This window comes from Streptomyces hilarionis (assembly GCF_024539675.1).
Lineage (GTDB): Bacteria > Actinomycetota > Actinomycetes > Streptomycetales > Streptomycetaceae > Streptomyces > Streptomyces hilarionis.
On sequence record NZ_JAHHIT010000008.1, the window covers coordinates 1 to 26,403 of the forward strand.

The window sequence follows — 26,403 nt, forward strand, 5'->3', positions numbered from 1 at the left end:
CCCCCCATTACTGCCGCCGCCCTGGCGCGAACCCCCTGTCAGCCGACGAGCCTGACGCGCTCGGCCCCGCGAGGATCCCCCGCCCCCGCCGGTCCCGCCGAGTCCCGCACGCCGCACCCGGTTCCTGACATCCCGAACAGCACGCCGTCGCCTCGTGCGCCGATTCCTACGCCCTCTGCGGAGTCCACCATGTCGAAATTCCTCTCAGCCGCCTCCTCGGCCCCCCTGAACCGCCGCGGTTTCCTCGCCGCGACCGGAGCCCTGACGCTCGCGAGCGCGCTCTCCGCATGCGGCGGCGACTCCGGCTCCGGCGGCTCCTCCGCCAAGCCGGTCACCCGGGCCGACATCGACAAGGCGATGAAGACGCCCACCGAGCTGACGTTCTGGACCTGGGTCCCCAACATCGACAAGGAGATCGCGCTCTTCCAGCAGAAGTACCCGGCCGTCAAGGTCAAGGTCGTCAACGCCGGACAGGGCGTCACCCACTACACGAAGCTGCGCACCGCGCTCAAGGCGGGGAGCGGCGCCCCCGACGCCGTGCAGATCGAGTACCAGGCGATCCCGACGTTCACCATCACCGACAGCCTCCTGGACCTGCGCCCGTACGGCGCCTCCGAGCTCAAGGACACCTTCGTCGACTGGACGTGGGGCCAGGTCTCCGGAGCGAACGGCGAGGTCTGGGCGATCCCGCAGGACACCGGCCCGATGGGCATGCTCTACCGCAAGGACGTCTTCGACAAGCACAGGATCGAAGTCCCCACCACCTGGGACGAGTTCGCGGCCGCGGCCCGCACGCTCCACAAGGCCGACCCGAACGTCTACCTCACCAACCTCGCGGCGAACGAGGCGGCGGCCTGGCACGGCCTGCTCTGGCAGGCGGGTGCCAAGCCCTACGCCCTCTCGGGCAAGAGCGACATCACCATCAGCGTCGACGACGCCGTCTCCCGCAAGCTCGGCGACTACTGGGGCGGCCTCGCCGAAGAAGGCGTCATCGGCACCGAGCCCGACTTCGCCGACTCCTGGTACGCCGCGCTCGACAAGGGCAGGTACGCCACCTGGATCACCGCGGCCTGGGGCCCGGCGTTCCTCTCCGGCTCGGCCAAGTCCACGGCCGGCCACTGGCGTGCGGCCCCGCTGCCGCAGTGGGACGCCGCCAAGCCCAGCTCGGGCAACTGGGGCGGGTCGACCACCGCGGTCGTCAGGAACTCCAAGAACCCGATCGCCGCCGCGCTGTTCGCCCAGTTCCTCAACAGCGACCCCGCGAGCGCGAAGATGTTCGCCACCGAGCAGTTCTTCTTCCCGGCGACCAAGGCCCTGCTCGGGGACGCGGGCTTCACGGGCGACGCGCCCACCTTCTACGGCGGGCAGAAGGTCAACCAGGTCTTCGCGGGCGTCAGTTCCACCGTCTCCCCGTCCTTCCAGTGGCCGCCGTTCCTCGACCAGGCCGCCACGGACTGGACCGAGACGGTCGGCACGTCGCTCGCCGACAGGACCGGCACCGTCCGCGCGCTGGGCGCCTGGCAGACGCGGCTCACCGGTTACGCCAAGAAGCAGGGCTTCACGGTCACGTCGTGACGCCCCCACCGGGACCCGCGCCCCTGTCAGCCCCTGCCTCCTCCGGCACGCGCCGTTCCCGCACCCGTTCCCTCCCTCAGAAAGGCCCGACCATGACTGCCACAGCCGCGGCCTCCCCCAAAGGCCGGCGTCGAGACGGGCCGACCCGTCCCCGGCGCGGCGGAAGGCGCCACCGCCGGTCGGCAGGGCCGCTGTTCGTCGCACCTTTCATGGTGCTGTTCCTGCTGCTCTTCCTCGCCCCGCTCGGCTACGCCGCCTACCTCAGCCTCTACCAGGAGCGGCTGATCGGCGGGACGGTGTTCGTCGGCCTCGACAACTACCTCCAGGCCGTGAGCGACCCGCTCCTCGTGCACGGCGTGGTCCGCGTCGCGCTGTTCTTCGTGATCCAGGTCCCGTTGATGCTGCTGCTGGCGCTGGCCTTCGCGCTCGCGCTCGACAGCGGTCTGCTGCGGCTGGCCCGGGTGATCCGGCTCGGCATCTTCGTGCCGTACGCCGTGCCCAGCGTGGTCGCCGCCCTCATGTGGGGCTATCTGTACGGCCCTGACTTCGGCCCGTTCGCCCAGCTCAGCCACGACTTCAGCCTTCCGGCGCCGCACTTCCTCAGCGACGGCTGGATGCTGGGGAGCCTCGCGAACATCGTGACCTGGGAGTTCGTCGGCTACAACATGATCATCCTGTACGCCGCGCTGCGCACGATCCCGCCGGAGCTGTACGAGGCCGCCGCGATGGACGGCGCGGGCGCCTGGCGCATCGCCGTGTCGATCAAGCTGCCCGCGCTGCGCCCGGCGCTGCTGCTCACCCTGCTGTTCTCCGTCATCGGCAGCTTCCAGCTCTTCAACGAGCCCAACCTGCTGATGAAGATCGCCCCCGACGTGATCAGCAGCTCCTACACCGCGAACCTCTACGCCTACTCCCTCGCCTTCACCGGCCAGCAGGTCAACTACGCCGCCACGGTGTCCTTCCTCCTCGGCCTCGTCATCGTGATCGTCTCCTACGCCGTCCTGCTCACCGCGAACCGCAGGAGGACGTCATGACGACCACTCCCCGGCCCTCGGCCTCGCTCATGCAGAGCCCCCCGCCCCCGGCCGCCGCGGCGGTGAAGCCGGCCCGGGGCGCCCTGCCCAGACGGCCGCCCCGGCCCGGACCCCGCCGCAGCACCCCGCTGACCATCGCCATGCTGGCCGTCCTGGCCTACTTCCTGCTCCCCCTGTGCTGGCTGGTCATCGCCTCCACCAAGAGCACCCAGGACCTGATCAACACGTTCGGCCTGTGGTTCTCGCACGCCCCGCAGCTGCTGACCAACGTCAGGGACACCTTCGCCCAGGACGACGGCGTCTTCGTGCACTGGCTGCTCAACACGGTCGTCTACGCCGGGGTCAGCTCCTGCGGCGCCGCCCTGCTGGCGGCGGCCGGCGGGTACGGGTTCGCCAAGTTCCGCTTCCGCGGCGACCGGGCCGCCTTCCACCTCGTCGTCGGCGCCGTCATGGTCCCGGCCACCGCGCTGGCCATCCCGACCTATCTGCTGTTCGCGAAGGCCGGCCTGGTCAACACCCCGTGGGCCGTCATCCTGCCCTCCCTGGTCAATCCCTTCGGCCTCTATCTGATGCGCGTCCACGCCGAGGACGCCGTGCCGGAGAGCATCCTGGAGGCCGCCCGCATCGACGGGGCCGGCGAGCTGCGGATCTTCTTCCGGATCGTGCTCCGGCTGCTCGCTCCCGGCCTGGTGACGGTCCTGCTGTTCACACTGGTGGCGACCTGGAACAACTACTTCCTGCCGCTGATCATGCTCAACGACCCGGACCTGTACCCGATCACGGTCGGCCTGTCCTCCTGGGCCGCGCAGGCCCAGAACGGCGGTTCCGGCGCCAGCAGCGACATGCTCGCGCTCGTGGTGACCGGCTCGCTGATCTCCGTCGTCCCGCTCGTCGTGGCCTTCCTGATGCTCCAGCGGTACTGGCAGAGCGGCCTCGCCTCCGGCGGCGTCAAGCAGTAGCGCGCACCTCTCCCGTCTTCCCCGTCTCCCGGAGGTTCCCCCCATGGCGGCCCTGCCTGCCCGTGTCCTGTTCGGCGCCGCGTACTACCACGAGTACACGCCCGCCTACGACCCCGAACTCCGGCCGGACGAAAGGCTGAAGGCCGATCTGGACCTGATGGCCGAGGCGCACTTCACCGTCATCCGGGTCGGCGAGTCCGTCTGGTCGACCTGGGAGCCCACGAACGGCGCCTTCGACCTGGACTGGCTCCAGCCCGTCCTGGACGGAGCCCACGAACGCGGCATCTCCGTCATCCTCGGCACCCCGACGTACGCCGCACCGCAGTGGCTGGCCCGGCAGTACCCGGAGATCACCGCTGAGCGCGCCACCGGGCAGCGGATGGGCTGGGGCGCGCGGCAGGAGATCGACTTCACGCACCCCGCGTTCCGGTTCCACGCCGAGCGGGTGATCCGCAGGATCGCGGCGCGCTACGCCGACCATCCGGCGGTCCTCGGCTGGCAGGTCGACAACGAGCCCGGCCTGCACCTCCTCCACAACCGCGGAGTCTTCCAGCGGTTCGTGGACCACCTGCGGGAGACGTACGGGGACGTCGAGACCCTCAACCGCGAGTGGGGCCTGGTCTACTGGTCGCACCGGCTCTCCGACTGGTCCGACCTGTGGACGCCCGACGGCAACGAGCAGCCCCAGTACGACGTCGCCTGGCGGGAGTTCCAGGCCCGCCAGGTCACCGAGTTCATCGGCTGGCAGGCGGACATCGTCCGCGAGTACGCGCGTGCCGGGCAGTTCGTCACCACCTGCATCTCGTACACGCGGCAGGGGGTGGCCGACGACGAGCTCGCCGCCCGGCTCGACGTCGCGTCCGGCAACCCGTACTACGACATGCAGGACGGCCTGCTGCTGCCCGACCCCACCCCCGACACCCACGAGCAGAAGTGGAAGACCACCGGGGTGTGGTCGATGTACCAGACCGCGGACTGGATGTTCTCCTCCCGCCAGGAGCCCTTCCTGGTCACCGAGACCAACGCCCAGAGCATCGGCTTCGCGTGGGACAACCGCCCCGGCTACGACGGCCAGTGGCGTCAGGCCGCCTGGGCGCACGTGGCGCGCGGCGCCCGCATGATCGAGTACTGGCAGTGGCAGACCCTGCGCTTCGGCGCGGAGACCTACTGGGGCGGTGTCCTCCCGCACACCGGCCGGCCAGGCCGCGCCCATGCCGAAACGGCGCGGCTGGGCGCGGAGTTCGACAGGGCGGGCTCCCTCGTCGCCGGTCTCGAACCCGACGCCGACATCACGATGGTCTACTCGACGCCGAGCAAGTGGCTGATGCAGAAGTACCCGCCGCTCGCGACCCCGGACGGCGCACCGGACTCCGCCGCCTACCACCGCCTCTTCGACCCCTTCTACCGGGGCGCCTTCGACGCGCGCCGCCAGGTGCGGATCGTGCACGCCCGGCAGCTCGGGGACACGACCCCCGAGGAGGCGGTGCGACGTCACCCCGTCCTCGTCGCCCCGGCCCTGTACGTCGTCGACGACGCCACCCTCGACTGGCTGGCGGCCTACGCCGAGGCGGGCGGCCACCTGGTCCTGGGGCCCCGCACCGGGTACGCCGACCACGAGGCCAGGGCCCGGCTCACCCCGGCCCCCGGCCGCCTCGCCGACGCCGCGGGGGCCACGTACGACGAGTTCAGCAACCTCCACCGGGAGGTCCCCGTGCACGCTGCGCCCGGCAGCCCGCTGCGGCTCCCGGCGACCGCCGCGGCGACCCACTGGATCGAGTGCCTGGACGCCACCGACGCCGAGGTCCTCGCGGGCTACGACCACCCGCACTTCGGCCGGTGGCCGGCCGTCACCACCCGCCGTCACGGCGCGGGCCGGGTCACCACCGTCGGCACGGCGCCGGGCCGCGACCTCGCCCGGGCGCTCGCCGAGTGGCTGGCGCCCGCCGCGAGCCACGCGTGGCAGGACCTGCCCGAGTCGGTCACCGCAGCGACCGGCGTCTCCCCCGACGGCCGTCGCGTCCACATCGTCCACAACTGGAGCTGGGAGTCCGCACGCGTGAGCGCGCCGGCCGATCTCTCCGACGTCCTGGACGGCACGTCCGTTCCCGCCGGTGCACCGCTGGACCTCGGTCCGTGGGACGTCCGCGTGCTGATCACCGCAAACACCGTGATTTCCCCGAAGGAGGGGCAGTGAAGAGAAGCACCACAGCGAAGGCGCTGGGCAGCTCCGTCGTGGCAGCGGCACTGCTGGCCGGCTCCATGGCCGGCGCGCAGGCGTACAACCCCACGGGCGGGACCATGTACCGGCTCGGCGGCGAACCGTGCCTGAAGGGGCGGGGCAACTGCGCGGTCTATCCGAAGTCGGCCCAGCTCCCCGGGGGACGGCTGGTCGCGTCGTTCGAGAAGTCGACGGTCGTGACCTCGTCGGGCAGCGCGGCAGGGCAGACCCTGCCGGTCTACAAGAGCGACGACGACGGCACGAGCTGGCAGCCGCTGTCGGAGGTGAAGGCCCCGGCGTACCTCTCCGAGGATCCCGAGTACGCCAAGTACACGAGCAACTGGACCAACCCCTACCTGTACGTCCTCCCGCAGAAGGTCGGCGGGATGAGGGCCGGCACCCTGCTCCTGGCGAGCGTCGTCTCCGGTGACGACGCCTACTACAAGGAGCACAAGGCGGCCGACCCGAACTGGATCCCGTCCAACGACGGGGACCGCGCCGATCTGGCCATCGCCCTGTACTCCAGCACCGACGACGGCAGGAGCTGGAAGGTCGTCGGCGTCGTGGCGACCGGCGGCCGGCAGGGCGGCAGCGCGGGCGCGGTCGGCAGGAACGTCGCGGCCGCCAACAGATACCAGCAGGTGGACCCGCTGTGGGAGCCGTACCTGATGGTCTACAAGGGCAGGCTGGTCTGCTACTACTCCGACGAGAACGACTACACCGGCTTCGACCCGGTCACCGGCGTCCCCCGGAAGGACCCCGCCAACGACACGGCCACCGACTCGCACGGCCAGATCCTCGTGCACCGGACCTGGGACGGGACGGGGGCGGGCTGGAGCGACCCCGTCGTCGACGTCGCCGGGTCCGTCCAGGACATGGGCGGCGGCAGGACCGAGATCGGCGGCGGCCGGCCGGGCATGACCAACGTCGTCCCCACGGCGGACGGCCGGTGGATGCTCACCTTCGAGTACTGGGGCGGCGGTGCCGACACCCGGTACGTCCTCGCCGACGACCCGCTGAAGTTCTTCAAGGGCAGCCGGACCGGCATGTCGGTCGGCTCGCTGCCGGTCGTCGCCGGTTCCCGTCCGCTCACCGGCGGCGGCAGCCCGGTCCTGATCCGGCTGCCCGACGGGCGCCTGGTCTACAACGCGGCGAGCAGCGGCGACGTGTGGGTCAACGACAGCGGTCGCAGCGACGGCGTGTGGACGGAGTACCGGACGACGTCGCCGGCCGGCTACAGCCGCAACCTCCAGTACGTCGCCGGCACCGGCCGCATAGCGATCCTCAACAACCAGGGCGTCTCCACGATCGCCTACGCCGAGGTGGACCTCGGCGACTCGGCCGGCGCCTACCACCGTCTGGTCAACCGCAAGACGGGCCAGGTCATCGGCACCGGCAACAGGAGCAACGACGCCGACCTCGGCAACGCCGACGCGCCGGACGTGGTCCTGGAGGACGCCGGCGCCGCGGCCGACCCGGACACCCAGCAGTGGCACGTGGTGACCGAGCCGAACGGCGGAACGACCCTGCTGAACAGGTCGGGGGGCCGCGCCGCTGCGATCTGGACGGGCAACGCCACCGCCGGACAGCGCATCGGCCAGTGGGTCGACGACAGCGCGACGGGCAGCTGGACCCTCGTCAAGGGCTCCGACGGCTACTACAAGCTCCAGGCACTCAGGAACACCAGCCTGTACCTGACCGGCGCGAGCACCGACGCCCCGCTCACCCTTCAGGCCGCGGCCACCGACGGCTCGCAGGACTGGAAGCTCGTCCGGTAGGCCGTAACCCCGGGGGCCTGGCGTCCGTTGCCAGGCCCCTCCCTCCATTCGCACATCCGAACACCGGCCGGAGTTCCGAACACCGGATCGGACGGCCGGCCGGCCGACGCGACCCCTCTCCCGAAGGGACAGCCGACCTGTGAACACCGACCGCGACGCCCTCCCGGCCCTCGACCCCTGCGTCGTGGGAATCGACTACGGCACGCTCTCCGGACGGGTCGTGGTGGTCCGCGTCCGGGACGGCGCCGAACTGGGCACGGCCGAGCACCCGTACACCCACGCGGTCCTGGACGAGGCGCTGCCCGACGGCACCGATCTGCCCCCGGACTGGGCGCTCCAGGTTCCGTCGGACTACCTCGACGTCCTGCGCGTCGCCGTCCCCGAGGCCCTGGCCCGTTCTGGCGTGCGACCCGAGCGGATCGTGGGCGTCGGCACGGACTTCACCGCGTGCACGGTGCTCCCGGTGCTGGCCGACGGCACCCCGCTGTGCGAACTGCCCCAGTACGGCGGCCGTCCGCACGCGTACGTCAAGCTGTGGCGCCACCACGCCGCCCAGTCCCAGGCCGACCGCATCACCGCGCTGGCCACCGAGCGCGAGGAGCCCTGGATCAGGCGGTACGGCGGGAAGATCTCCTCGGAGTGGGAGTTCGCCAAGGCACTGCAACTGCTGGAGGAGGACCCGGAGGTCTACGCCCGCACCGAGCGGTGGATCGAGGCGGCGGACTGGATCGTGTGGCGGCTGTGCGGGACGTACGTCCGCAACGCCTGCACGGCGGGCTACAAGGGGCAGTTCCAGGACGGCGCCTATCCCTCCCGCGAGTACCTCGCCGCCCTCGATCCCGGATTCGCCGACTTCGTGACCGACAAGCTGGATCACCCGATCGGTCAACTCGGCTCCCTGGCAGGCAGGTTGACGGCGGAGGCGGCAGCGTGGACGGGGCTGCCGGAGGGCATCGCGGTGTGCGTGGGCAACGTCGACGCGCATGTGACCGCGCCCGCCGCGACCGCAGTCGAGCCCGGCCGGATGGTCGCCATCATGGGCACCTCCACCTGCCACGTCATGAGCTCCGACCGATGGGCCGAGGTGCCGGGCATGTGCGGCGTCGTCGACGGGGGGATCCTGCCGGGCCTGTGGGGCTACGAGGCCGGGCAGAGCGGCGTCGGGGACATCTTCGGCTGGTTCGTCCGCACGGGCTTCCCCGCGTCGTACGCGCAGGAGGCCGCCGCCCTCGGCCGCGACCCGCACGAACACCTCACCGCCCTCGCGGCGCGCCAGCGGGTCGGCGAGCACGGGCTGATCGCCCTCGACTGGCACAGCGGCAACCGCTCCGTCCTGGTCGACCACGACCTGAGCGGGGTCGTCGTCGGCCAGACGCTGTCGACCCGCCCCGAGGACGTCTACCGCGCCCTGCTGGAGGCCACCGCGTTCGGCACCCGGACCGTCATCGAGACGTTCGAGGCGGCCGGAGTGCCGGTGCGGGAGCTGATCGTCGCGGGCGGTCTGACGAAGAACGCGCTGCTCATGCAGATCTACGCCGACGTCACCCGCCGTCCCCTCGGCGTCGTCGACTCGGCGCAGGGGCCCGCCCTGGGCTCGGCCATGCACGCGGCGGTGGCGGCCGGGGCGTATCCGGACATCCGGGCCGCCGCCCTGGCCATGGGCAAGGCGCGCCCCGGCGTCCACCTGCCCGACCCCGAGCGGGCGGCGGCCTACGACCGCCTGTTCGCCGAGTACCGGCTGCTGCACGACTACTTCGGACGCGGCGCCAACGACGTCATGCACCGACTGCGCCGACTGCGTGCCGAGGCCTCCCCCTCCCCGTCCTCCTGACCTGAAAGGACACCCGTCAAGGACATCCCCTCCACCCCGTTCCCCGAGCACGAGCTCTGGTTCCCCACCGGCAGTCAGGGGTGTCCGCCGCAGCCGCAGCCCCGCAGTGACGCCCCCTCCTGGGGCGGCGGGGTCTGTGCGGCGGCCTTCTCCACCGCCGCGAGCAGCCGCAGGCGTTCCTGCGGCGGGATCCACCTGCCGTCGACGACCACGCCGTGGATGCGGCGGGTGTTGCGGATGTCGTGCAGCGGGTCGGCGTCGAGGACGAGCAGATCAGCGGCGTGTCCGCGGGCCACCGCGCCGACGGCGGGCAGACCGAGGGTGCGGGCCGCGTCCCGCGTGGCCGCGCGCAGGGCCTCGGCCGGGGTGAGGCCGGCCGACACGAGCAGCGCCAGCTCGTCGTGCAGGGCGAAGCCCGGGACGAGATAGCCCGTGCCGGTGTCGGTGCCGGCGGCCTGCCGCACCCCCGCGGCGTGCAACTCGCCCACCAGGCGGAGCCGGTGAGCGAAGATCCCGCGGATCCTGCGCGCCTGTTCGGGGGTGCGTCCACCGGTCAGGGCCGCGAGCTGGTCCGGCCAGCTCTCCACCTGCCAGGCGGGCAGGTACTTCCACTCCTCGGCCCCGTTCGGGACGTCGTCAGGCAGTTCGAGTGTGCGGTGCACGCTGAGCGTGGGGACGACGGCCGTCCCGCCGGCCGCCAGGGCCCGGAAGAGGGCGTCCGCGCGGTCCCGGTCGTAACCCCGCACGGCCCGCCACTCCAGGGGGTGCACCTGCTGGAACCAGCTGTGGTAGCGGGACAGGCTGCTGGGGTCGCGCGGGTCGATCCGTACGGCGGCCAGCCGGCGCCGTATCTCCGTCTCGTGGCGTGAGGTCGCCAGGAGCAGGGCGTGCAGGTGCTCGACGGTGCGGTGGCCGCAGGCGCTCGCCTCGGCGATCCGCACGGTGTCGGGGCAGTGCCCGAGGTGGGGGATGCCCAGGCGCCGGGCCTCGTCCGCGAGGGCGAAGTAGGCCTCGCGGGACAGGCGGGAGTACACCTTGACGAAGTCCGCGCCCTCGCGCTTGACCCGCCGCACGGCGCGCCGGGCCTCGGCCGCGTCGCGCACCTCGATGGTGGGGCCCACGTCGGCGGCCCACAGCGAGGGCGCGCCGTCGACGATCGGACTGCCGATCACCCAGCGGGGGCCGAGCAGGGCGCCGCGGCGGATCTTCTCGCGCCACTCGTGGTGGACGGGCTCGCCCCGCATCTCGCGGACCGTGGTGACGCCGGCGAGGGCGTACAGGGGCGGGACCACGGTCTCCGGGCCGTCGCTGTGGGTGTGCGCCTCGATCAGGCCCGGGATCAGGAACTTGCCGGTCAGGTCGACCGTGCGGGTGCCCGGGCTCAGCCGGGTGCGCGCGCTCGGGGCGACTCCGGTGATGCGGCCGTCCTCGACGACCACCGTCATGTCGGGGGCGGGGGGTGCTCCCGATCCGTCGATGACGGTGACGTGGGTGAGTGCCAGCGGGCCGGTGGCGGCGCCGTTCGCGGGCGTCGCCCCGGCCGCACTGGCCGTGGCGGCGGGCGCCGCCGTGCTCGTCAGTGCCGCGCCCGTCACGGCGGCGGCCCCTGCCAGGAACCCCCGCCGGGCCATGGCGCGCGATCCCCCACCTGTGGCGTCGGACATGCTGCTCCCCCTTCTGCCGATGCGTGCGCCGGCGGTGTCCCGCCGGCCCTCACGACTCTGGCGCAGCCTCGGCGAGAGCACAGTGCGGCCAGACGGTGGGAGCGGGGGTGTTGCTGGGACCACCGCTGCTCCCGGCCTCGCGCACCGACCGGGGTGGCGGGTGGCGTTGCGCGGGACGGGCCGCGCCCGTGGGGCCGGGTCTCGGCTGCACGGGCGGGCGTCGTGGGGGCCGGGTCGGAGGTGCTGCTCGGGGGCCCGGGTGCGCTGGTACTCGTCCTGGTCCCCACCGACCGCAGCGCCGCGGGCCCCTGGTCCCCGGCTCGGGCGGCTCCTCGTCCCGGAGCAGCAGGGTGCGCGCCCCGCCGCGGACTCGTTCGAGGACGCCCTGGGCGACGAGGACGTCGAGGTCGCGCAATATGGTCGTCTCGGAGGCGCCGGTCAGCTCCGCGAGTTCGGCGACCGTGGCGCCTTCGGCGTCTCCGGCGTCTCCGGCGTCTCCGGCGTCTCCGGCGTCTCCGGCGTCTCCGGCGTCTCCGGCGTCTCCGGCGTCTCCGCGGAACGCGTTCCCCCGTCCTCGCGACCACGTCAGGAGCGCGCGAGGCGGGCCGCGAGATAGGGCGCGGTGACGCTGCGGCGGGCCCTCGCCACCTGGGCAGGAGGGCCCGCGGCGACCACCCGCCCGCCCCTGTCGCCGCCTCCGGGCCCGAGGTCGACGACCCAGTCGGCGGTGGCGACCGTGTCCAGGTCGTGCTCGACGAGGACGACCGTGTTGCCGGCGTCGACGAGCCGGTGCAGCCGGCGCAGCAGCAGCGCGACGTCCGCGGGGTGCAGCCCCGCCGTCGGCTCGTCGAGCAGGTAGAGCGCGTGCCCGCGGCGCGCCCGCTGCAGTTCGGTGGCCAGTTTGATGCGCTGCGCCTCGCCGCCGCTGAGTTCCGTGGCCGGCTGGCCCAGCCGCAGGTATCCCAGGCCCACCTCGCGCAACGTCTCCAGACTGCGGGAGGCGGCCGGGACGGCGGACAGGAAGGCGGCCGCGTCGTCGACGGACAGCGCCAGCACGTCCGCGATGCTCCTGCCGCGGTACGTGACCTCCAGCGTCTCGGCGTTGTACCGGGCGCCCTCGCACGCCGGGCACGGCGCGTAGGTCCCCGGCAGGAACAGCAGTTCCACCGCGACGAATCCTTCACCCTGGCAGGTCTCGCACCGCCCCTCGGGCACGTTGAAGGAGAACCGCCCGACGGAGTAGCCGCGTGCCCTGGCCTCGTCCGTCGCCGCGTACAGCTTGCGCACCGCGTCGAACATCCCCGTGTACGTGGCCAGGTTGGACCGGGGAGTCCGGCCGATGGGCCGTTGGTCGACCCGCACCAGCCGGTCGAACGACTCGGCCCCCGACGCGTCCTGGACGTCGACCTCCAGCCGCGCCTCCTCGGGCTCGTCGGGCTCCTCGGGCGCGAGTCCGAGGTGGCCGCGGACGACCTCGGCGAGGACCTGCGTCACCAGTGTCGACTTCCCGGAACCGGACACGCCCGTGACCGCCGTCAGCACGCGGAGCGGCACGTCGACGGACACGTCGCGCAGATTGTGGCGGGAGACGCCGCGCAGGCGCAGCCAGCCGTGCGGGGCGCGCGGGCGGTGGTCGGGCGGCTCGGCGCGCCCGAACAGGTACCGGCCCGTGGCCGACTCCCCGACCCGCTCCAGGCCGGCGACCGGGCCGCTGTACAGCACGCGTCCGCCGCCCTCGCCCGCACCGGGGCCGATGTCGACCACCCAGTCCGCCCGCCGTACGACGTCCATGTCGTGCTCGACGACGAACAGCGAGTTGCCCGTCGCCCTGAGGCGCTCCAGCACGTCCAGCAGCGGTTCCGCGTCCGCCGGGTGCAGGCCCGCGGAGGGCTCGTCGAGGACGTAGACCACGCCGAACAGCCCCGAGCGCAGCTGGGTGGCGACCCTCAGGCGCTGCGCCTCGCCGGGCGAGAGGGTCGTCGAGCGGCGCCCGAGGGCGAGATAGCCGAGGCCCAGGTCGAGCAGGACGTCGATCCGTGCGACCAGATCGCCGCAGATCCGGACCGCGACCTCGGTCGTCTCCCCGGACCGGGCGGTCGGCGTGGCGGCGTCGGCCTCCGACCGCCCCGCGACGGGCCGCAGCAGCCCGACGACGTCGGAGAGCGGCATCGCGTTGACCTCGGCGATGGACCGTCCGGCGAAGGTCACGGCGAGCGCCTCGGCCCGCAGGCCGCTGCCGTGGCACTCGGGGCAGGGCACGGTCCTGACGAACCGGAGCGCCCGTTCGCGCATCCTCTCGCTCTTGGAGTCGGCCAGGACGTGCATGACGTGCTTGCGGGCGCTCCAGAACGTGCCCTGGTAGCCGTAGTCGACGCGGCCCTTCTCCGGCTCGACGTACACGGAGGGCTGCTCGTCGGTGTACAGCAGCCAGTCGCGGTCCTTCTTCCTGAGCCTGCGCCACGGTCGGTCGACGTCGATCCCCAGGCCGCTCACGACACTGCGCAGGTTGGCGCCCTGCCAGGCGCCCGGCCAGGCGGCGATCGCCCCCTCGCGGATGCTCAGCGTGGGATCCGGGACGAGCAGGTCCTCGGCGACGTCGTGCATCACGCCCAGTCCGTGGCATTCCGGGCAGGCGCCGGCCGCGGTGTTGGGCGAGAACGACTCGGCCTCCAGCCGGGCTGCCCGGGGCGGATAGGTGCCGGCGCGGGAGTACAGCATGCGCAGCAGGTTGGACAGCGTGGTGAGGGTGCCGACCGTCGAGCGCGAGCCGGGCGACCCGCGCCGCTGCTGAAGGGCCACGGCCGGCGGCAGCCCGGTGATCTCCCGCACGTGGGGTGCGCCGACCTGCTGCAACAGTCGTCGCGCGTACGGAGCGACGGACTCGAAGTAGCGGCGCTGTGCCTCCGCGTACAGCGTGCCGAACGCGAGCGAGGACTTGCCCGAACCGGAGACGCCGGTGAAGGCGACCATCGCGTCGCGCGGGACGTCGACGTCCACGTCGCGCAGATTGTTCTCACCGGCGCCCCGGACCCGCACGAAGGAGTCGCTCGTGTCCTTGCTCATCCTTCCTGGGTACCCGATCGCGCCGGGATCAGCAGCCGACGGCGGGTGGACCCGAGGCCGGGGAACCGAGCGGAGACCAGACGCGCGCGGCGTGCGGGATCCCAGGCCGGCACCGGTGTCGGCCCGGGGCGACGGCGCGGAGGCGACTGTGCGGGGGCCTCGAAGGCTCGCACCGGGAGCGCTGTACAGGCCCAGCGTCGGCGGAACGGGCGGGCGAGCTGCCCGGGGCCTTCCGCTTCGCGGGCCGGGTCGCGGCCGGAGGCCGGGGGCGGAGTCGGCAGAGCGCGTTCCGACGCACCCCACGCGGTCCGGCGACGCGACGCCGGTCACCTCCTCATCTTCGGACTCCTGCCCCGCCCCTGCAACCGGGTCGGGCGACCGGTCGATGACGGCGGGATGACGCTGTGCTGACACCGCGTCCGTAACGTCGGAGGTGGCGCGGGAGCGGCGAGCACGAAGGTCCTGGGGGCACTCTCCACGTCCACGATCCCGCGCAGTGGAGGCGCCTTCGCACCTCCCCCCTCTCGCGGATCCGCGGGCTCCCGTCCCCATCGACCCGAGCCGGCCCGGCGATCGAATGGAGGGTCTCGTCATGGTCGCTGTGTCCCACGTGCAGTTCGGCATGCGCAACGAGGACGTGCGCCTCGTCCAGAGGGCCCTGATCAAGCGCGGCCGCACGATCCCCGACGGAGCCACCGGCCTCTTCGGCGACCAGACCAGGGCCGCCTACCGGGCCGAGCAGCTCGCCCAGGGCTTCAAGGGAGCCGACGCCGACGGCGTACCCGGCCCGACGTCCCTGACCACGCTCGGCAGACTCACCGGCCTCTTCACCGTGGACGGCGCGGGGGCGCCCGCCGCCGTCGACGGGCGGCTCTCCCTCGGCCAGGTCACCTTCCGTGATCCCGGCGACGAGTCGGGCGACGCGGCCATGCGGCGCTACGCCCGCAAGGCGTGCGAACTGACGCACATGGACCCGCGGTTCGGGGTCCCCGCGCTCGCCACGATCGCTCAGCGCGAGTCCGCCTGCAACAGCCCGAAGTGGCGGATCAACACGACCGACAGGAACGCGAACGGTCCGCGTGTCTCCGACGGCCACCCGCAGAACTGCTCCCGGGGAGCCACGCAGTGCATCCCGGTCACGTTCGCCACCTACCACCAGACGGGTACGGCGACCACGCCGTACGACGTGGTCGCCTGCATGTGCGCGACGGTCAACTACGTCCGCCACCGCTACCACGTGAACCAGTCCGGTTCGAACTTCGCGGCCCGTGTCCAGCAGGCGGATCCGCGGCGGCGCCCCCACTGGTATTAGGAGTTCCCATGGCCCCCGCACCCACGGTGAACGCGTCCGACGTCCGGCCCGGCATGCGCAACGAACAGATACGCCTCGTCCAGAAGGCCCTGATCAAGCGCGGCCGCACGATCCCCGGCGGAGCCACCGGCCTCTTCGGGGAACAGACCAGGGCGGCCTACCGGGCCGAGCAGCTCGCCCAGGGCTTCAAGGGAGCCGACGCCGACGGCCTGCCCGGCCCGACCTCGCTGGCCGCGCTCGGCAAGGCCACGGGGCTCTTCCGCCTCGCGGGCGCCGCCGCGCCCGCCGCGGCGCACGCCGGCCGGGCGGGCTCGCCCGTGCCCGGCCACAAGGTGACGTTCGCGTTCTACGAGCGCGGGCCCTACGCCTGGAAGCCCGACGGTCACGGCAGGCACACCGGGCAGGACTTCGCCGCCGGCAAGGGGTCTCCCGTCGTCGCCGTGCGCGCCGGCACGGTCGCCTGGTCGAACGGCGACGGCGGAGCCTACGGCCAGTGGATCGGGCTGGCCGCCGACAACGGCCACGTCTACACCTACTGCCACCTGTCGCAGCGCCAGGTCAAGGCCGGTCAGCGCGTCAGCGTCGGACAGCGTCTCGGCGCCGTCGGCAGCACCGGCAACGCCACCGGGCCGCACCTGCACTTCGAGATGTCCAAGGGCTCCGCCTGGTCCTACGGCAACGTCGCCGAGCCCCGTTGGTGAAGCGGACGAGGAACCCGTCAACACGGACCGCCATACCCACCCGGCTCCCGAGGGGACCGGCATACAGCCCACATTGCCCGCCCTGCTTTCCGGCCGGGCGGGTCCGACCGTGAGTGAGAGACGGGCGGACTGCCGCCGCCCACGCCGAGGACCGGGCCGACCGCCACGCCCGCCGGATCGCCGCGACACCGCGCTCGCCACCCCACTGGACCTCCTCCTCGCCGGGATGAGCGCCCCGTACGCGGAGGAGGTGCCGCACTCCGGCGTCCTTGTCGAACACAGCCGCCGGTCACGCGCAGGCAGGGCGGTCCGGCCCGTGCGTGGACGACGCGCCGCAAGGCCGGTGGGACGGGCGGCGGCTGGAGAGAGCTGCGCTTCGACGTCCTCGAACGGGACTGACCGAACCGGCTGACCCAGCCCGGCCGGTTGACGCAGAGGTCGGCGAGCCGGAGGCGGTGCGGTGGCCCGGGCGAGGCGGGCCTGCCGGGCGCGCGTGCCCGGGCGGTTCCGGCCACTCGGCGGGGGTGCACCCGACGATCGCCGGATGGCCTGCACGGGGCCGGGCTTCCCATGCTGGCGGCATGACACACACCCCGCACGACTCAGGGCTCGACGCCGCCCGACGGTCACCGTCCGATGCCGCGGGCTGCGGCCACGCGCCCCGTCGCAGAAGCGAGCTCTGGGAGTTCCTCGGCATGACGTTGGCGGCGAGCGGCCTCGTCCTGGCCGTCGTACACCCCGACATCCGCGACGACGTCGTCCACACGCTCGCCTCGAGGGCGGTCGCACTGGTCCGTTGAGCCCGGGTGGCGAGCCCCGAGACCCTTGCGCGGGCCGTCGGCGCCCGCCACCGCCGCGGACCTGCGCGGCCGGCCGACCCCATCGGACATCGAGGAAGGCAAGCAATCCTGTGAACACCGCATCCGCCACCCAGGCGACGGGTGCCGAGTCCCTGCCCGCCCGCGAGACGCTCAAGGAGCTGTACCGGTACGTCCGTCCGCACCGGTGGGCCGTCGCCCTCGGTCTCGGGTGCGCGCTGGCCGGTGCCGCCGGCGGGCTGCTGCAACCGCTGGCCACGAAGACGCTGATCGACCGGCTCTCCTCCGGCGGCACGATCGGCGCCGTCCTGCCGGCCCTGACGGCGCTGGTGCTGCTGAGCATGGTGGCCGACGCGTTCGGCGCCTACGTGCTGGAACGGACGGCGGAGTCGGTGGTGCTCGCCGCCCGCCGCAGCCTCGTCGGACGGCTGCTGCGGCTGCGGCTGACCGAGGTGGACCGGATGCAGCCGGGCGATCTGATGTCCCGGGTGACCTCCGACACCACCCTGTTGCGAGCGGTCACCACCCAGGCGGTGGTCTCCGCCGCGACCGGGGCGGTGACGCTCGTCGCGGCGATCACCGTGATGGCGATCCTCGATGCCGTCCTGCTCGGCGTCACGCTCGCCGTGGTCACGCTGCTCGGCGTGGGCGTCGCGCTGGTGATGCCGAGGATCGGGCGGGCCGCGGAGCGCTCCCAGGCGGCTGTCGGCGAGATGTCCACCGGGCTCGAGCGGGCCTTCGGCGCGTTCCGCACAGTGAAGGCCTCCGGCGCCGAGGAACGGGAGACCGCCCGCGTCGAGGCGGCGGCACGCAGGGCATGGCGCCACGGCGTGCGCAGCGCGAAGTGGGAGGCCCTGCTCCGTTCGGCGGACAACCTCGCCGTGGAGCTGGCGTTCCTCGCGGTGCTCGCCGTCGGCGGGGCGCGGGTGGCCGCCGGGGAGATCCCCGTGTCCACACTCATCGCGTTCCTGCTGTACCTGTTCTACCTGATGGAGCCGGTGTACAAGTTGGTCGACGCCGCGACCCACTATCAGGAGGGGGCGGCCGCGATCGCCCGGATCGTGCGGGTGGACGGCCTGGCGACCGAGCGGCCGGACCGCTGCCGGCCGCTCCGGCCCGGGGCGAGGACCGTGGAACGGCCGCGTCCGGCGTCGGTCCGCTTCGACGAGGTGTCCTTCCGGTACGCGCCCGGATCGCCGGACATCCACCGGCGGGTCGACTTCGAGGTGCCGGGCGGCGGGATGACGGCCTTCGTCGGCCCCTCGGGCGCGGGCAAGTCGACCGTCTTCGCGCTCCTGGAACGGTTCTACGACGTGACCGGCGGCCGCGTCCTGGTCGACGGCAGGGACGTGAGGGAGTGGCCGCTGTCCGAGCTGCGGTCCGTGATCGGATACGTCGAGCAGGACGCGCCGGTGCTGGCAGGCTCGCTGCGCGAGAATTTGGTCTTCGCCGCGCCCTCGGCGACCGACGACGACGTGCGCGACGTCCTGGCCAGAACCGGACTCGACGCCCTGGTCGAGCGTCTCCCCCACCGCCTCGACACCCTGGTCGGACACCGCGGCTCGAAACTGTCCGGCGGGGAGCGCCAGCGCATCGCGATCGCCCGCGCTCTGCTGCGCCGACCCCGGTTGCTGCTCCTGGACGAGGCGACCTCACAGCTCGACGCCGTCAACGAGCTGGCACTGCGGGACGTCATCGCCGACACCGCCCGCGAGACCACCGTGCTGGTGGTGGCGCACCGCCTGTCGACGGTAACGGGCGCGGACCGCATCGTCGTCATGGACGCGGGGAAGGTCCGCGCGGTCGGCACGCACGAGGAGTTGGTGACCGAGGACGAGCTGTACGCGCGCCTCGCGGCGACCCGGTTCCTGACCCCGGAGGGACGCCCCCGCGGATGAGGCGCGCGGCCCACGGGGTCGCTGTGCCGTCGGGCGTGGTCCACCCGGTCCGGCCGGCCCCACCGAGCGGTGGGGGCGGCCGGACCACCCGACGTCCGCCGCCTCCGACCGAATGTCAGCGGATGCGCCCGGCGGGCTTGGTGCCGGCGTGGAGCAGATACTCCAGGGGGCCGCGGCGGAAGAAGCGGGACCAGATCGCGGCGAACACGATCGCCCCCAGGATGTACGTGAGCACCGGCGCCCACGAGTCCCCCTGTCCGGCGTCGCCCTGCACGGACTGGGCGAGGAAGTGACCGACGTAGGCCGTCAGGGACATGGTGCCCACGGCGACGACCGGCTGCGCGAGGCGGCGCAGCCGCGGCAGGCGGTCCATCAGCACCGTCGCGCCCACGACCACGAGGATCGCCACGCCGACGCTTCCGATGATGTCGAACGTGGTGCCGCTGTGCGGATGGGCGGACAGCAGTTCCGAGAACGACCGCTCGAACTCGCCGGACTCACCGGACGGGCCGCCCATGGACGATGCCCCGGAACCGCTGGACGGTGCCGCGTCCTCCGCCACGCTGCGCAACGCGCTCTTGCCCGCCAGCAGCAGGGACAGCCCGTAGGCGCCCGCGACGAGGGCGGCGCCGAGTGCCGCCAGACGTCGCTGGACGGCGGCCGCGGACAGGTCGAGGCGGGCGAGTGCCATGCCGGCCACGACGAACGGCATCCATGTGATCGCCGGGTAGAAGCCCGTGAGCAGCAGGTCGAGCACCCCCACGTCGCTGAGCCGGTGCAGCGGGTCGTAGGCGTTGAAGTCCTGCTGGACGGAGTCGCCGAGCCGCGATGTCGCGACGAACGCCAGCTGCGGCCCGACGAGCGCGAGCCCTGCCGCGATCGTCGCGAGGGTCCCCGCGCGCAGGCGCACCAGAGGCAGAGCGAGAAGGAAGTACAGGCCGTAGAACCCGAGGATGATCACCCCTCCGTATTCCATGGCCATCGCGGTGCCCAACGCGAGCAGGACCACGGCGCGGATCGCGATCCGGGCCTTCGCCTGCCGGCCGGCGGGACCGGTCTTCGGCTCGAAGCGGCCCGCGATCAGCATCAGGGAGAACCCGGCGAGGGTGGCGAAGAGGACCGACGAATGCCCCTCCGCCAGATAGCGCACCCAGGCGGCGGCGCCGTCCGTGGTCGACAGGGGCGGGCCCACGTGCACGATGTACATGCCGAACACCGCCAGCGCTCGGGCCAGATCCACTCCCACGAGGCGCCCCGTCGAGGGGCTGCCCGGCGCCTCTCCCGCGGGCCGCGGTGTGGTGCGGGGCCCGGGCGGCGCCGTCGCCCGCACGGCCGGTGTCCCCTGCTGCGGTCTTGTCTGTGTCATGGGGATGATCCTTCGGTGGCCCCGGGGCGACGGACCATCCGGCAGACCGGGGCCAGACCCCCGCCGACCGGCCGGAGCGCTCCCCCCGAACGGCTGGAGCGGGCCCGGCGGGCGGCGGGCGTGCACGGCGGCCGCACCGTCGCGTCCCGTCCGGGACGTACTGTCGACGGCGGGCGATCTCCGTACGGGACCATGGGCGGCCTGACGTGGGCGGCGACGCCGAGAATCCGGACAGAGCGGTACAGCGCAGTGACAGAGCGGGGCAGCGGACCAGTGGGAAAGGGCACGCCGGTGATCCGGGTAGTGGTGGTGGACGACGAGGCCCTGGTGCGGTCCGGATTCGAAATGATCCTGAACGCCTTCGACGGCATCCAGGTCGTGGCGACCGCGGAGGGCGCGGGGGCCGCCGACGCGATCCGGCGCGAGCGCCCGGACGTCGTGCTCCTCGACATCCGCATGCCGGACGTCGACGGCTTGACCGTCCTGAGGGAGGTCCAGAAGCTTCCCGCGCCGCCGACGGTGGCCATGCTGACCACGTTCGACACCGACGAGTACGTCCTGACCGCGCTGCGCTCGGGAGCCACGGGGTTCCTCCTCAAGGACACCGAGCCCGAGCAGCTCGCCCAACTGGTGCGCACCCTGGCCGCCGGCGGGGTGGTGATGTCCCCGAAGGCGTCGCGGGCTCTGCTGCGCGGCCATCCGGGGGCGGGGGCTCCCCAGGACGCGGACGTGGCGCGCGTGAAGCTGCTCAGCGACCGCGAACGGGATGTGCTCGTGCTGATCGCGGAAGGGCTGTCCAACGTGGACATCGGCGCCCGTGTCCATCTGAGCGCGGGCACCGTCAAGGACCACGTCAGCTCGATCCTCGCCAAGCTGCGGGTCGCCGGCCGCGTCCAGGCGGCACTCCTCGCGGAGCGGGCCGGACTGCTCGGTGACGACGGCGGCGACGCGGCTCGGGGCCAAGGGTGTTGAGCACCGGTCGGGCACTGCGACAGGTGCCTGTCCGGGCCGTCGACGCGGGCCTTGTCGTGCTCGCCGTGCTCGACACCTGGATCAACCTCTACGACGAGGCGACGCCGATCATGTGGGTCGGCGCCGCCCTCGGCTGCGTCGCCCTCGCCGTGCGCAGGCGTTTTCCCCTCGCCGTCGTCCTGCTGACCCTGCCCATGACCCTCTTCATGGACGTGGCCCTGGCGCCGCTCGCCGCCCTTTACACCCTGGCCACGCGCACCCGCAACCGCCCGCTGCTGGCCGGCTGCGCCCTCGTGAACGCGACGGCGGGCACCCTCGCGTGGCCCCTGTCCGACACGTCGTCCGACGACCGGACCTGGACGCTCATCCAGTTCGTCTACACCCTGGCCACGGCGTTCGCGCCCATTCTGTTCGGTCAACTCGTGCAGGCCCGAGCGGACTTGGCACGCCAGCTCGTCGAGGTCGAGGTCGCCCGCGAACACGAGCGCGCGCTGTACGCCCAGACCGTCCTCGCCCGCGAACGCGCCCAGCTGGCACGCGAGATGCACGACGTCGTCTCCCACCAGGTCAGCCTGATCGCCGTACAGGCAGGAGCCATGCAGGTCGCCGCCAAGGACCCCGGCGCACGCGAAGCCGCCCGCACCATCCGCACCCTGAGCGTGAACACCCTCGACGAACTGCGCCACATGGTCACCCTGCTGCGTGTGTCCGGCGGCAGGGAGACCGAGCTCACCCCGCAGCCCACCCTCGCCGACCTCCAGCAGCTGATCGCCGGCAGCGGCATCGAGACCACCCTGACGGGCGGGCTCCCGCCCGTCATCAGCACGACCGCCCAGCGCACCGTCTACCGCACGGTCCAGGAGGCCCTGACGAACGTGCGCAAGCACGCTCCCGGCGCCCGCGCCGACGTCCGCCTGTGGCACGACGCGCGGCACTTCGGCGTCACCGTGACCAACACGGTTCCCACCCGCCCGACCGTGGCCCTGCCCAGCTCCCGGCACGGCCTGATCGGCCTGAGGGAACGCGCCGAGCTGCTGGACGGCACCCTCACCGCCGAGCCCACCCCGCAGGGCGGCTACGAGGTCGAGCTACGGGCTCCCATCCGTCCCGCCTGAGAGCCACCGCCCGACGTGCCTTCGGCGAGCCCCGGCAGGGCCCGGACGGAGGCCCGCCGGGCGCGGATCGGCCTTCCGGCAGGACCCACCGCCCCCGCCGCCCTGTGCAACGCCTGCCATGTCGCCGGGCGTCAGCCCTTGAGCTTGTATGCGCAGGGCGCCGCCGACCTGCCGTCCTGATTGTCGGCGACCTGCTCGCCGTCGACCTCGATGGTGCACGGTGCGGGCTTGAGCGTCCCGTCCGCTCCCTTGACCGAGCCGGGGACCACCGCCACCGTGACGCCGACCTCCAGCTCCGCGCCCTCCAGCCGCATCGACTCCGTCTTGGTCCAGGGCAACGTCACCTTCTCGAAGTGGTTGCTGTTCCCGTTCCCCATGACCTGGGCCGTGCCCGTGCCGCCCACCTCGAAGACCACCTGGTGCGGCACGCCTTCGCTCCCCGCCGAAGAGCCCCCGCGCCGGAGTCGCTCGCCGAGGCGTCTTCGGCCTTGGCCGGCCCGGCGTCGTTCTGCTCGCCGCCGCACCCGGTGAGCAGCCCGGCCGCCGCGAGCAGGCCGATGGTGAGCATTGCCGTCTTGCGCATGCCGGTATTTCCCCGTTGTCGAACTGATCCGTACCCGTGCAGGAGGAAACCGTAGATCACGGCGTCGCGGTCGTCGCACGGCGGGGGCGGCGGCGCCGTCCTGCGGGCAGTCGGGGCGGCGGCCCGGTGTCAGCCCGCTGACGTATCCTTCCCGCCACCGCACATCATCCGGAAGGACCAAGGGAATTGAGCGACCTGTCCGCCTTTCCACTGCCATTCAACGCCGCCCGTTCCCTGGCGTTCGCAACACCCCGAACACTGCGGGAACTTCAGATGATGCAATGCAGCGCACTCATACGGGCGAAACCGGAATGGTTCCACAAGATGAACGATGCCGACATCGTCGCGAGATGGACGCAAGAGGCGATCTCCCAGGGCCTCACCGAGGCGCAGGTTCGCTATGTCCTGTCCGAACTCCGCCATTACGCCGCCCTGCGGGACGGACCGACCGGCGTCGAGGTCTCCGCCGTCGACGGTGTGTGGCATTCGGACACCCTGATCGACGAAGGGCTCAGGTCCCGGCTGCGCACCGCGGTCGAGGTGCTGGAGCAGGTCCCCGAAGCGGAGAAGGACTGGCATCCCGGTTCCGGCGGCCAGGTGTGGGATCTCGTCCACCCGTCGCTGTTCTGCCTGGTGAGGGAGGTGAGTGGCGCACCCGAGAGGGCCTGGCGGAACCCCACCGACCGATATGCGAAGTACGAGTTCTCGGAGCGATTCCAGTGGCTGCCCACGGATGTGGACGTCCGTGAGGACGGCGATGTCGTCTTCCGTTCCTACGTCAACAACGTTCACCCCGAACGTCATCGCGAACTGGCTTCCGTGCTGCCGGACATGTTCGCGCGCCTGCGCCCCCTCTTCGAGAACGTGCTCACCGATCTGCGCCATCCGCGGCCGCTCCGGATCGAGGCCGACCCCTACGGGTGGTACGACTCGAAGCCGCAGTATCCGGACCGATCCGCCTACGGGGACGACGAGGCCCACGGCGAAGCGGTCGGCGCTTGGGAAGAGGCGCTGGACGACTGGTGGGAGAACCGTCTCCCAGTCGTCCCGGACGCCCCGGTCTTCACCCCGCCCGCGTTGCCCGACGCGTCCTCCCGGGTCGACCTGCGCGGCCGCCGCGTCCAGGTCATCGTGAAACTCGCCACCATTCACCTCACCCCGGACACACCCGAGTACGCGGGCGGTTCCTGGCACGTCGAGGGGATGATGAACGAGCGGATCGTCTCGACGGGCATCTACTACTGGGACAGCGAGAACATCACCGAGAGCCGGCTGAGTTTCCGGGCCGCTCTCGACGATCCGCACTACGAACAGAACGACGACAACGGTGTTCGGGAGGTCTACGGACTCGAGAACGAGGACGCGCTGAACCAGGTATGGGGATCGACGCCCACCCCGTCCGGCCGCTGCCTGGCGTTCCCCAACATTCTGCAACACCGCGTCGGCCCGTTCCGGCTCGCGGACCCCACTCGGCCCGGGCACCGGAAGATTCTCGCGTTCTTCCTGGTCGACCCGTCGGAGAGAATCGTCTCGACAGCCGATGTGCCACCGCAGCAACCATGGTCCGCCACCTCGACCATGACGCTGCAACAGGCCAAGTCCTATCGCGAAGAACTCATGCGGGAACGCAAGTTCTTCGTCGACGAACACAATGAGCAGCTCTACGAGCGGGAATTCTCCCTCTGCGAACACTGACCGCGAACGTATCGCGTTTCGGTTCCGCGTTTCCGTTCTGCGTTTCCGTTCTGCGTTTCCGACGCTCGGGCCACCGGCGGTCCCGGCTCCAGACGCGCAGAACCGCCTCCTCCCGCACGCGGTGTCGGCCGGTCGTCCATGTCCCGTCGGCGACGACGTCGGCGGACGTCCGGCCACCCGGGTCCTTGATCATCACCAGGGCGTGCCGGCCGACGGGCGGGGGTAGGAGATGATGCACGGGAGGAGGAGAGCCGATGACTGGACGTCAGGACCGCGAGTGGCCGGCGATGACGCCGGCGGACTTCGATCGCGAGGTCCCGCTGTGTCTGAACGTGGGGACGGGCCCCACCCCGGTGCCGGCCGAGCCCGACGAGTACGGCACCCTCCCCCTCTTCGGCCACGAGCCGCCCGCGCGGCGGACGACCCCGCGTGCCAGGCACCGCGCCGCCGACGTGGTGCAGGACGAACTGTTCTGACCGGCACGGACCGGACTGCGTGAACTGCCGGGGCGGGAAGGAAAGTCGGCCCGTCGTCACGACCACGAGCCGCACCAGCGGCCCCCATCCCCCGCCCGGAAAATTGCTGATGGCGCGGGTCGTCTCGACTGCTAGTCTTCGGCATCTTGTCGCACACTCGTGCGCACACATCACACTGCTCGTCGCACCAGCCCGTGGGGGGAATTCTGTCATGACCCAGCCAACTCAGCCGCCGTCCGACGGCAACCCGTTCGCTCAGCAGTCCACCGCCGCCGCCCCGCCCGCCGCCGACGGCAACCCCTACGCCCAGCAGCCCGGCGCCCCGCTTCCCCCCACGGCCCCGATCGCCCCCGCGACCGTGCCCGCCCCCGGCAACCTCGCCCTGGGCCTGGTCGTCGCCGTCGCGGTGGCCCTCGTCACCGCGGGCGTCTACGGCGCGATCGTCGGCGCGACCGAGTACGAGATCGGCTACGCGGCCGTCGGCGTCGGCTTCCTCATCGGTTTCGCGGCGGGCCGGATCGGCGGCACGAACCCCGTGCTGCCCGTGCTCAGCGCCGTGCTGTCGCTGGGCGCGGTCTACCTCGGCCAGCTCATCGGCATCGCGATGATCGGCGCCGACGAACTCGGCGTCTCGGCCACCTCCCTCTTCACCGAGCACTTCGACGTGCTGACCGAGGGCTGGAACGAGACCGCCGACCCGATGACCTTCCTCTTCCTCGCCATCGGCGCGTTCGCCGCGTTCTCCGGCGCCAAGAAGGCCTCCGCCCTCTGATCACCCGGCCACCACGAACAGGCGGCACCACACGACGGAGCCCGCCCACCTCCCGGTGAGCGGGCCCCTTCCGTCCCGCCTCTCACCTCTTACGGTCCGGGCTCCACTCGTACGCTCCCGGCGATGACTCGATGACCTCGTTCGGCCAGGTCCGGCGCACCTGTCGCAGCAGTTCCCGGTGTCGAGCGACCCAGTTCTTTTCGGGGCGCACTCCCACGAGCGTGGTGAGACGGTCGGGGTCTTCGACCGTGACCGACACCAGGCCGTCCGCGTGCGGGTGAAGGGTGATGCTCAGGCCCCGGTCTCCGCCGATGCCGGCTCGGCGGCCCGGGGCGAGGTCGGACAGGTCCTGCTGCCAGGCGTCGAGGTCCTCCGGCAGGAGCTCGACGTCCAGCCGGGCGTCGACGAGACTCGCGGACACGAGCACGTCGGCGGACAGGATGTCGTGGCCGGTCAGCACGCCCGGCTGGGAGCGGCCGGTGACGCGCACGACGCAGCGGTTCCCGTCCGTGTCCTCCAGATTGATCAGATCCGCCGGGGCAGGTGGGGTCATCGGGCACTCGCTTCCTGAGG

General features: G+C 72.4%; 20 protein-coding genes and 1 pseudogene. 15 read left to right on the forward strand and 6 right to left on the reverse strand.

Going from position 1 to position 26,403, the window contains the following annotated elements; genetic code table 11:
* Positions 1 to 189: 189 nt before the first annotated feature.
* The 6 genes from KMS84_RS03095 to araB all read left to right on the forward strand — a co-directional run bounded on the left by KMS84_RS03095 (position 190) and on the right by araB (position 9,395).
* A complete protein-coding gene (locus KMS84_RS03095) occupies positions 190 to 1,575 on the forward strand; it encodes an ABC transporter substrate-binding protein (protein WP_256914443.1) in 1,386 nt (461 codons plus the stop codon).
* A gap of 92 nt (positions 1,576 to 1,667) precedes the next feature.
* On the forward strand, positions 1,668 to 2,609 hold the full coding sequence (locus tag KMS84_RS03100) for a carbohydrate ABC transporter permease (protein ID WP_438818892.1): 942 nt from the start codon (positions 1,668 to 1,670) through the stop codon (positions 2,607 to 2,609).
* A complete protein-coding gene (locus KMS84_RS03105) occupies positions 2,606 to 3,568 on the forward strand; it encodes a carbohydrate ABC transporter permease (RefSeq protein WP_256914445.1) in 963 nt (320 codons plus the stop codon). The genes KMS84_RS03100 and KMS84_RS03105 overlap by 4 nt, the downstream gene beginning before the upstream one ends.
* 43 nt (positions 3,569 to 3,611) lie before the next feature.
* A complete protein-coding gene (locus tag KMS84_RS03110) occupies positions 3,612 to 5,762 on the forward strand; it encodes a beta-galactosidase (protein ID WP_256914446.1) in 2,151 nt (716 codons plus the stop codon).
* Between the two features lie 65 nt (positions 5,763 to 5,827).
* Complete coding sequence (locus KMS84_RS03115; protein ID WP_256914472.1) at positions 5,828 to 7,564, forward strand: RICIN domain-containing protein; 1,737 nt, start codon at positions 5,828 to 5,830, stop codon at positions 7,562 to 7,564.
* A 139-nt stretch (positions 7,565 to 7,703) separates the two neighbouring features.
* Positions 7,704 to 9,395 carry a ribulokinase gene (gene araB, locus KMS84_RS03120; protein WP_256914447.1) on the forward strand — a complete coding sequence of 564 codons (1,692 nt, stop codon included), beginning with the start codon at positions 7,704 to 7,706 and terminating at the stop codon, positions 9,393 to 9,395.
* Positions 9,396 to 9,469: 74 nt separating this feature from the next.
* Here araB and KMS84_RS03125 read toward each other — a convergent pair whose 3' ends face one another.
* The 3 genes and pseudogenes from KMS84_RS03125 to uvrA all read right to left on the reverse strand — a co-directional run bounded on the left by KMS84_RS03125 (position 9,470) and on the right by uvrA (position 14,122).
* A complete protein-coding gene (locus KMS84_RS03125) occupies positions 9,470 to 11,059 on the reverse strand; it encodes an amidohydrolase family protein (protein WP_256914448.1) in 1,590 nt (529 codons plus the stop codon).
* Between the two features lie 322 nt (positions 11,060 to 11,381).
* Positions 11,382 to 11,537, reverse strand: a pseudogene (locus KMS84_RS03130) (DeoR family transcriptional regulator); the annotation flags it as partial.
* Between the two features lie 107 nt (positions 11,538 to 11,644).
* A complete protein-coding gene (uvrA, locus tag KMS84_RS03135) occupies positions 11,645 to 14,122 on the reverse strand; it encodes an excinuclease ABC subunit UvrA (protein WP_256914449.1) in 2,478 nt (825 codons plus the stop codon).
* A 592-nt stretch (positions 14,123 to 14,714) separates the two neighbouring features.
* Here uvrA and KMS84_RS03140 point away from each other — a divergent pair.
* From KMS84_RS03140 to KMS84_RS03155, 4 genes are all read left to right on the forward strand, one after another.
* The gene (locus tag KMS84_RS03140) at positions 14,715 to 15,434 is read left to right on the forward strand and encodes a peptidoglycan-binding protein (protein WP_256914450.1); all 720 of its coding nucleotides are present in this window, start codon (positions 14,715 to 14,717) and stop codon (positions 15,432 to 15,434) included.
* A gap of 8 nt (positions 15,435 to 15,442) precedes the next feature.
* On the forward strand, positions 15,443 to 16,135 hold the full coding sequence (locus KMS84_RS03145) for a M23 family metallopeptidase (RefSeq protein WP_256914451.1): 693 nt from the start codon (positions 15,443 to 15,445) through the stop codon (positions 16,133 to 16,135).
* A gap of 581 nt (positions 16,136 to 16,716) precedes the next feature.
* Entirely contained in the window at positions 16,717 to 16,935 is a 219-nt protein-coding gene (locus KMS84_RS03150; protein WP_256914452.1) for a hypothetical protein, read from the forward strand.
* Positions 16,936 to 17,045: 110 nt separating this feature from the next.
* Complete coding sequence (locus KMS84_RS03155) at positions 17,046 to 18,851, forward strand: ABC transporter ATP-binding protein (RefSeq protein ID WP_256914453.1); 1,806 nt, start codon at positions 17,046 to 17,048, stop codon at positions 18,849 to 18,851.
* Positions 18,852 to 18,966: 115 nt separating this feature from the next.
* Here the strand turns inward: KMS84_RS03155 and KMS84_RS03160 are convergent, their stop codons facing one another.
* Complete coding sequence (locus KMS84_RS03160) at positions 18,967 to 20,217, reverse strand: DUF418 domain-containing protein (protein ID WP_256914454.1); 1,251 nt, start codon at positions 20,215 to 20,217, stop codon at positions 18,967 to 18,969.
* Between the two features lie 291 nt (positions 20,218 to 20,508).
* Here KMS84_RS03160 and KMS84_RS03165 point away from each other — a divergent pair, with 291 nt between their 5' ends.
* Both KMS84_RS03165 and KMS84_RS03170 read left to right on the forward strand, forming a co-directional pair.
* Positions 20,509 to 21,189, forward strand: coding sequence for a response regulator (locus KMS84_RS03165; protein ID WP_256914455.1), 681 nt, complete (start codon positions 20,509 to 20,511; stop codon positions 21,187 to 21,189).
* A complete protein-coding gene (locus tag KMS84_RS03170; protein ID WP_256914456.1) occupies positions 21,186 to 22,304 on the forward strand; it encodes a sensor histidine kinase in 1,119 nt (372 codons plus the stop codon). Before KMS84_RS03165 ends, KMS84_RS03170 begins: the two co-directional genes overlap by 4 nt.
* Positions 22,305 to 22,435: 131 nt before the next feature.
* Here KMS84_RS03170 and KMS84_RS03175 read toward each other — a convergent pair whose 3' ends face one another.
* Positions 22,436 to 22,732: a hypothetical protein gene (locus KMS84_RS03175; protein WP_256914457.1), complete on the reverse strand. Its 297-nt coding sequence runs from the start codon at positions 22,730 to 22,732 to the stop codon at positions 22,436 to 22,438.
* 299 nt (positions 22,733 to 23,031) lie between these two features.
* On the opposite strand from KMS84_RS03175, the gene KMS84_RS03180 reads away from it, so the two are divergent.
* The 3 genes from KMS84_RS03180 to KMS84_RS03190 all read left to right on the forward strand — a co-directional run bounded on the left by KMS84_RS03180 (position 23,032) and on the right by KMS84_RS03190 (position 25,830).
* Positions 23,032 to 24,582 carry a DUF4246 domain-containing protein gene (locus tag KMS84_RS03180; RefSeq protein WP_368860702.1) on the forward strand — a complete coding sequence of 517 codons (1,551 nt, stop codon included), beginning with the start codon at positions 23,032 to 23,034 and terminating at the stop codon, positions 24,580 to 24,582.
* Between the two features lie 254 nt (positions 24,583 to 24,836).
* Positions 24,837 to 25,058 carry a hypothetical protein gene (locus KMS84_RS03185; protein ID WP_256914459.1) on the forward strand — a complete coding sequence of 74 codons (222 nt, stop codon included), beginning with the start codon at positions 24,837 to 24,839 and terminating at the stop codon, positions 25,056 to 25,058.
* 211 nt (positions 25,059 to 25,269) lie between these two features.
* Positions 25,270 to 25,830 carry a hypothetical protein gene (locus KMS84_RS03190; RefSeq protein WP_256914460.1) on the forward strand — a complete coding sequence of 187 codons (561 nt, stop codon included), beginning with the start codon at positions 25,270 to 25,272 and terminating at the stop codon, positions 25,828 to 25,830.
* A gap of 82 nt (positions 25,831 to 25,912) precedes the next feature.
* Here the strand turns inward: KMS84_RS03190 and KMS84_RS03195 are convergent, their stop codons facing one another.
* The gene (locus tag KMS84_RS03195; protein WP_256914461.1) at positions 25,913 to 26,383 is read right to left on the reverse strand and encodes a DUF5959 family protein; all 471 of its coding nucleotides are present in this window, start codon (positions 26,381 to 26,383) and stop codon (positions 25,913 to 25,915) included.
* Positions 26,384 to 26,403 lie beyond the last annotated feature (20 nt).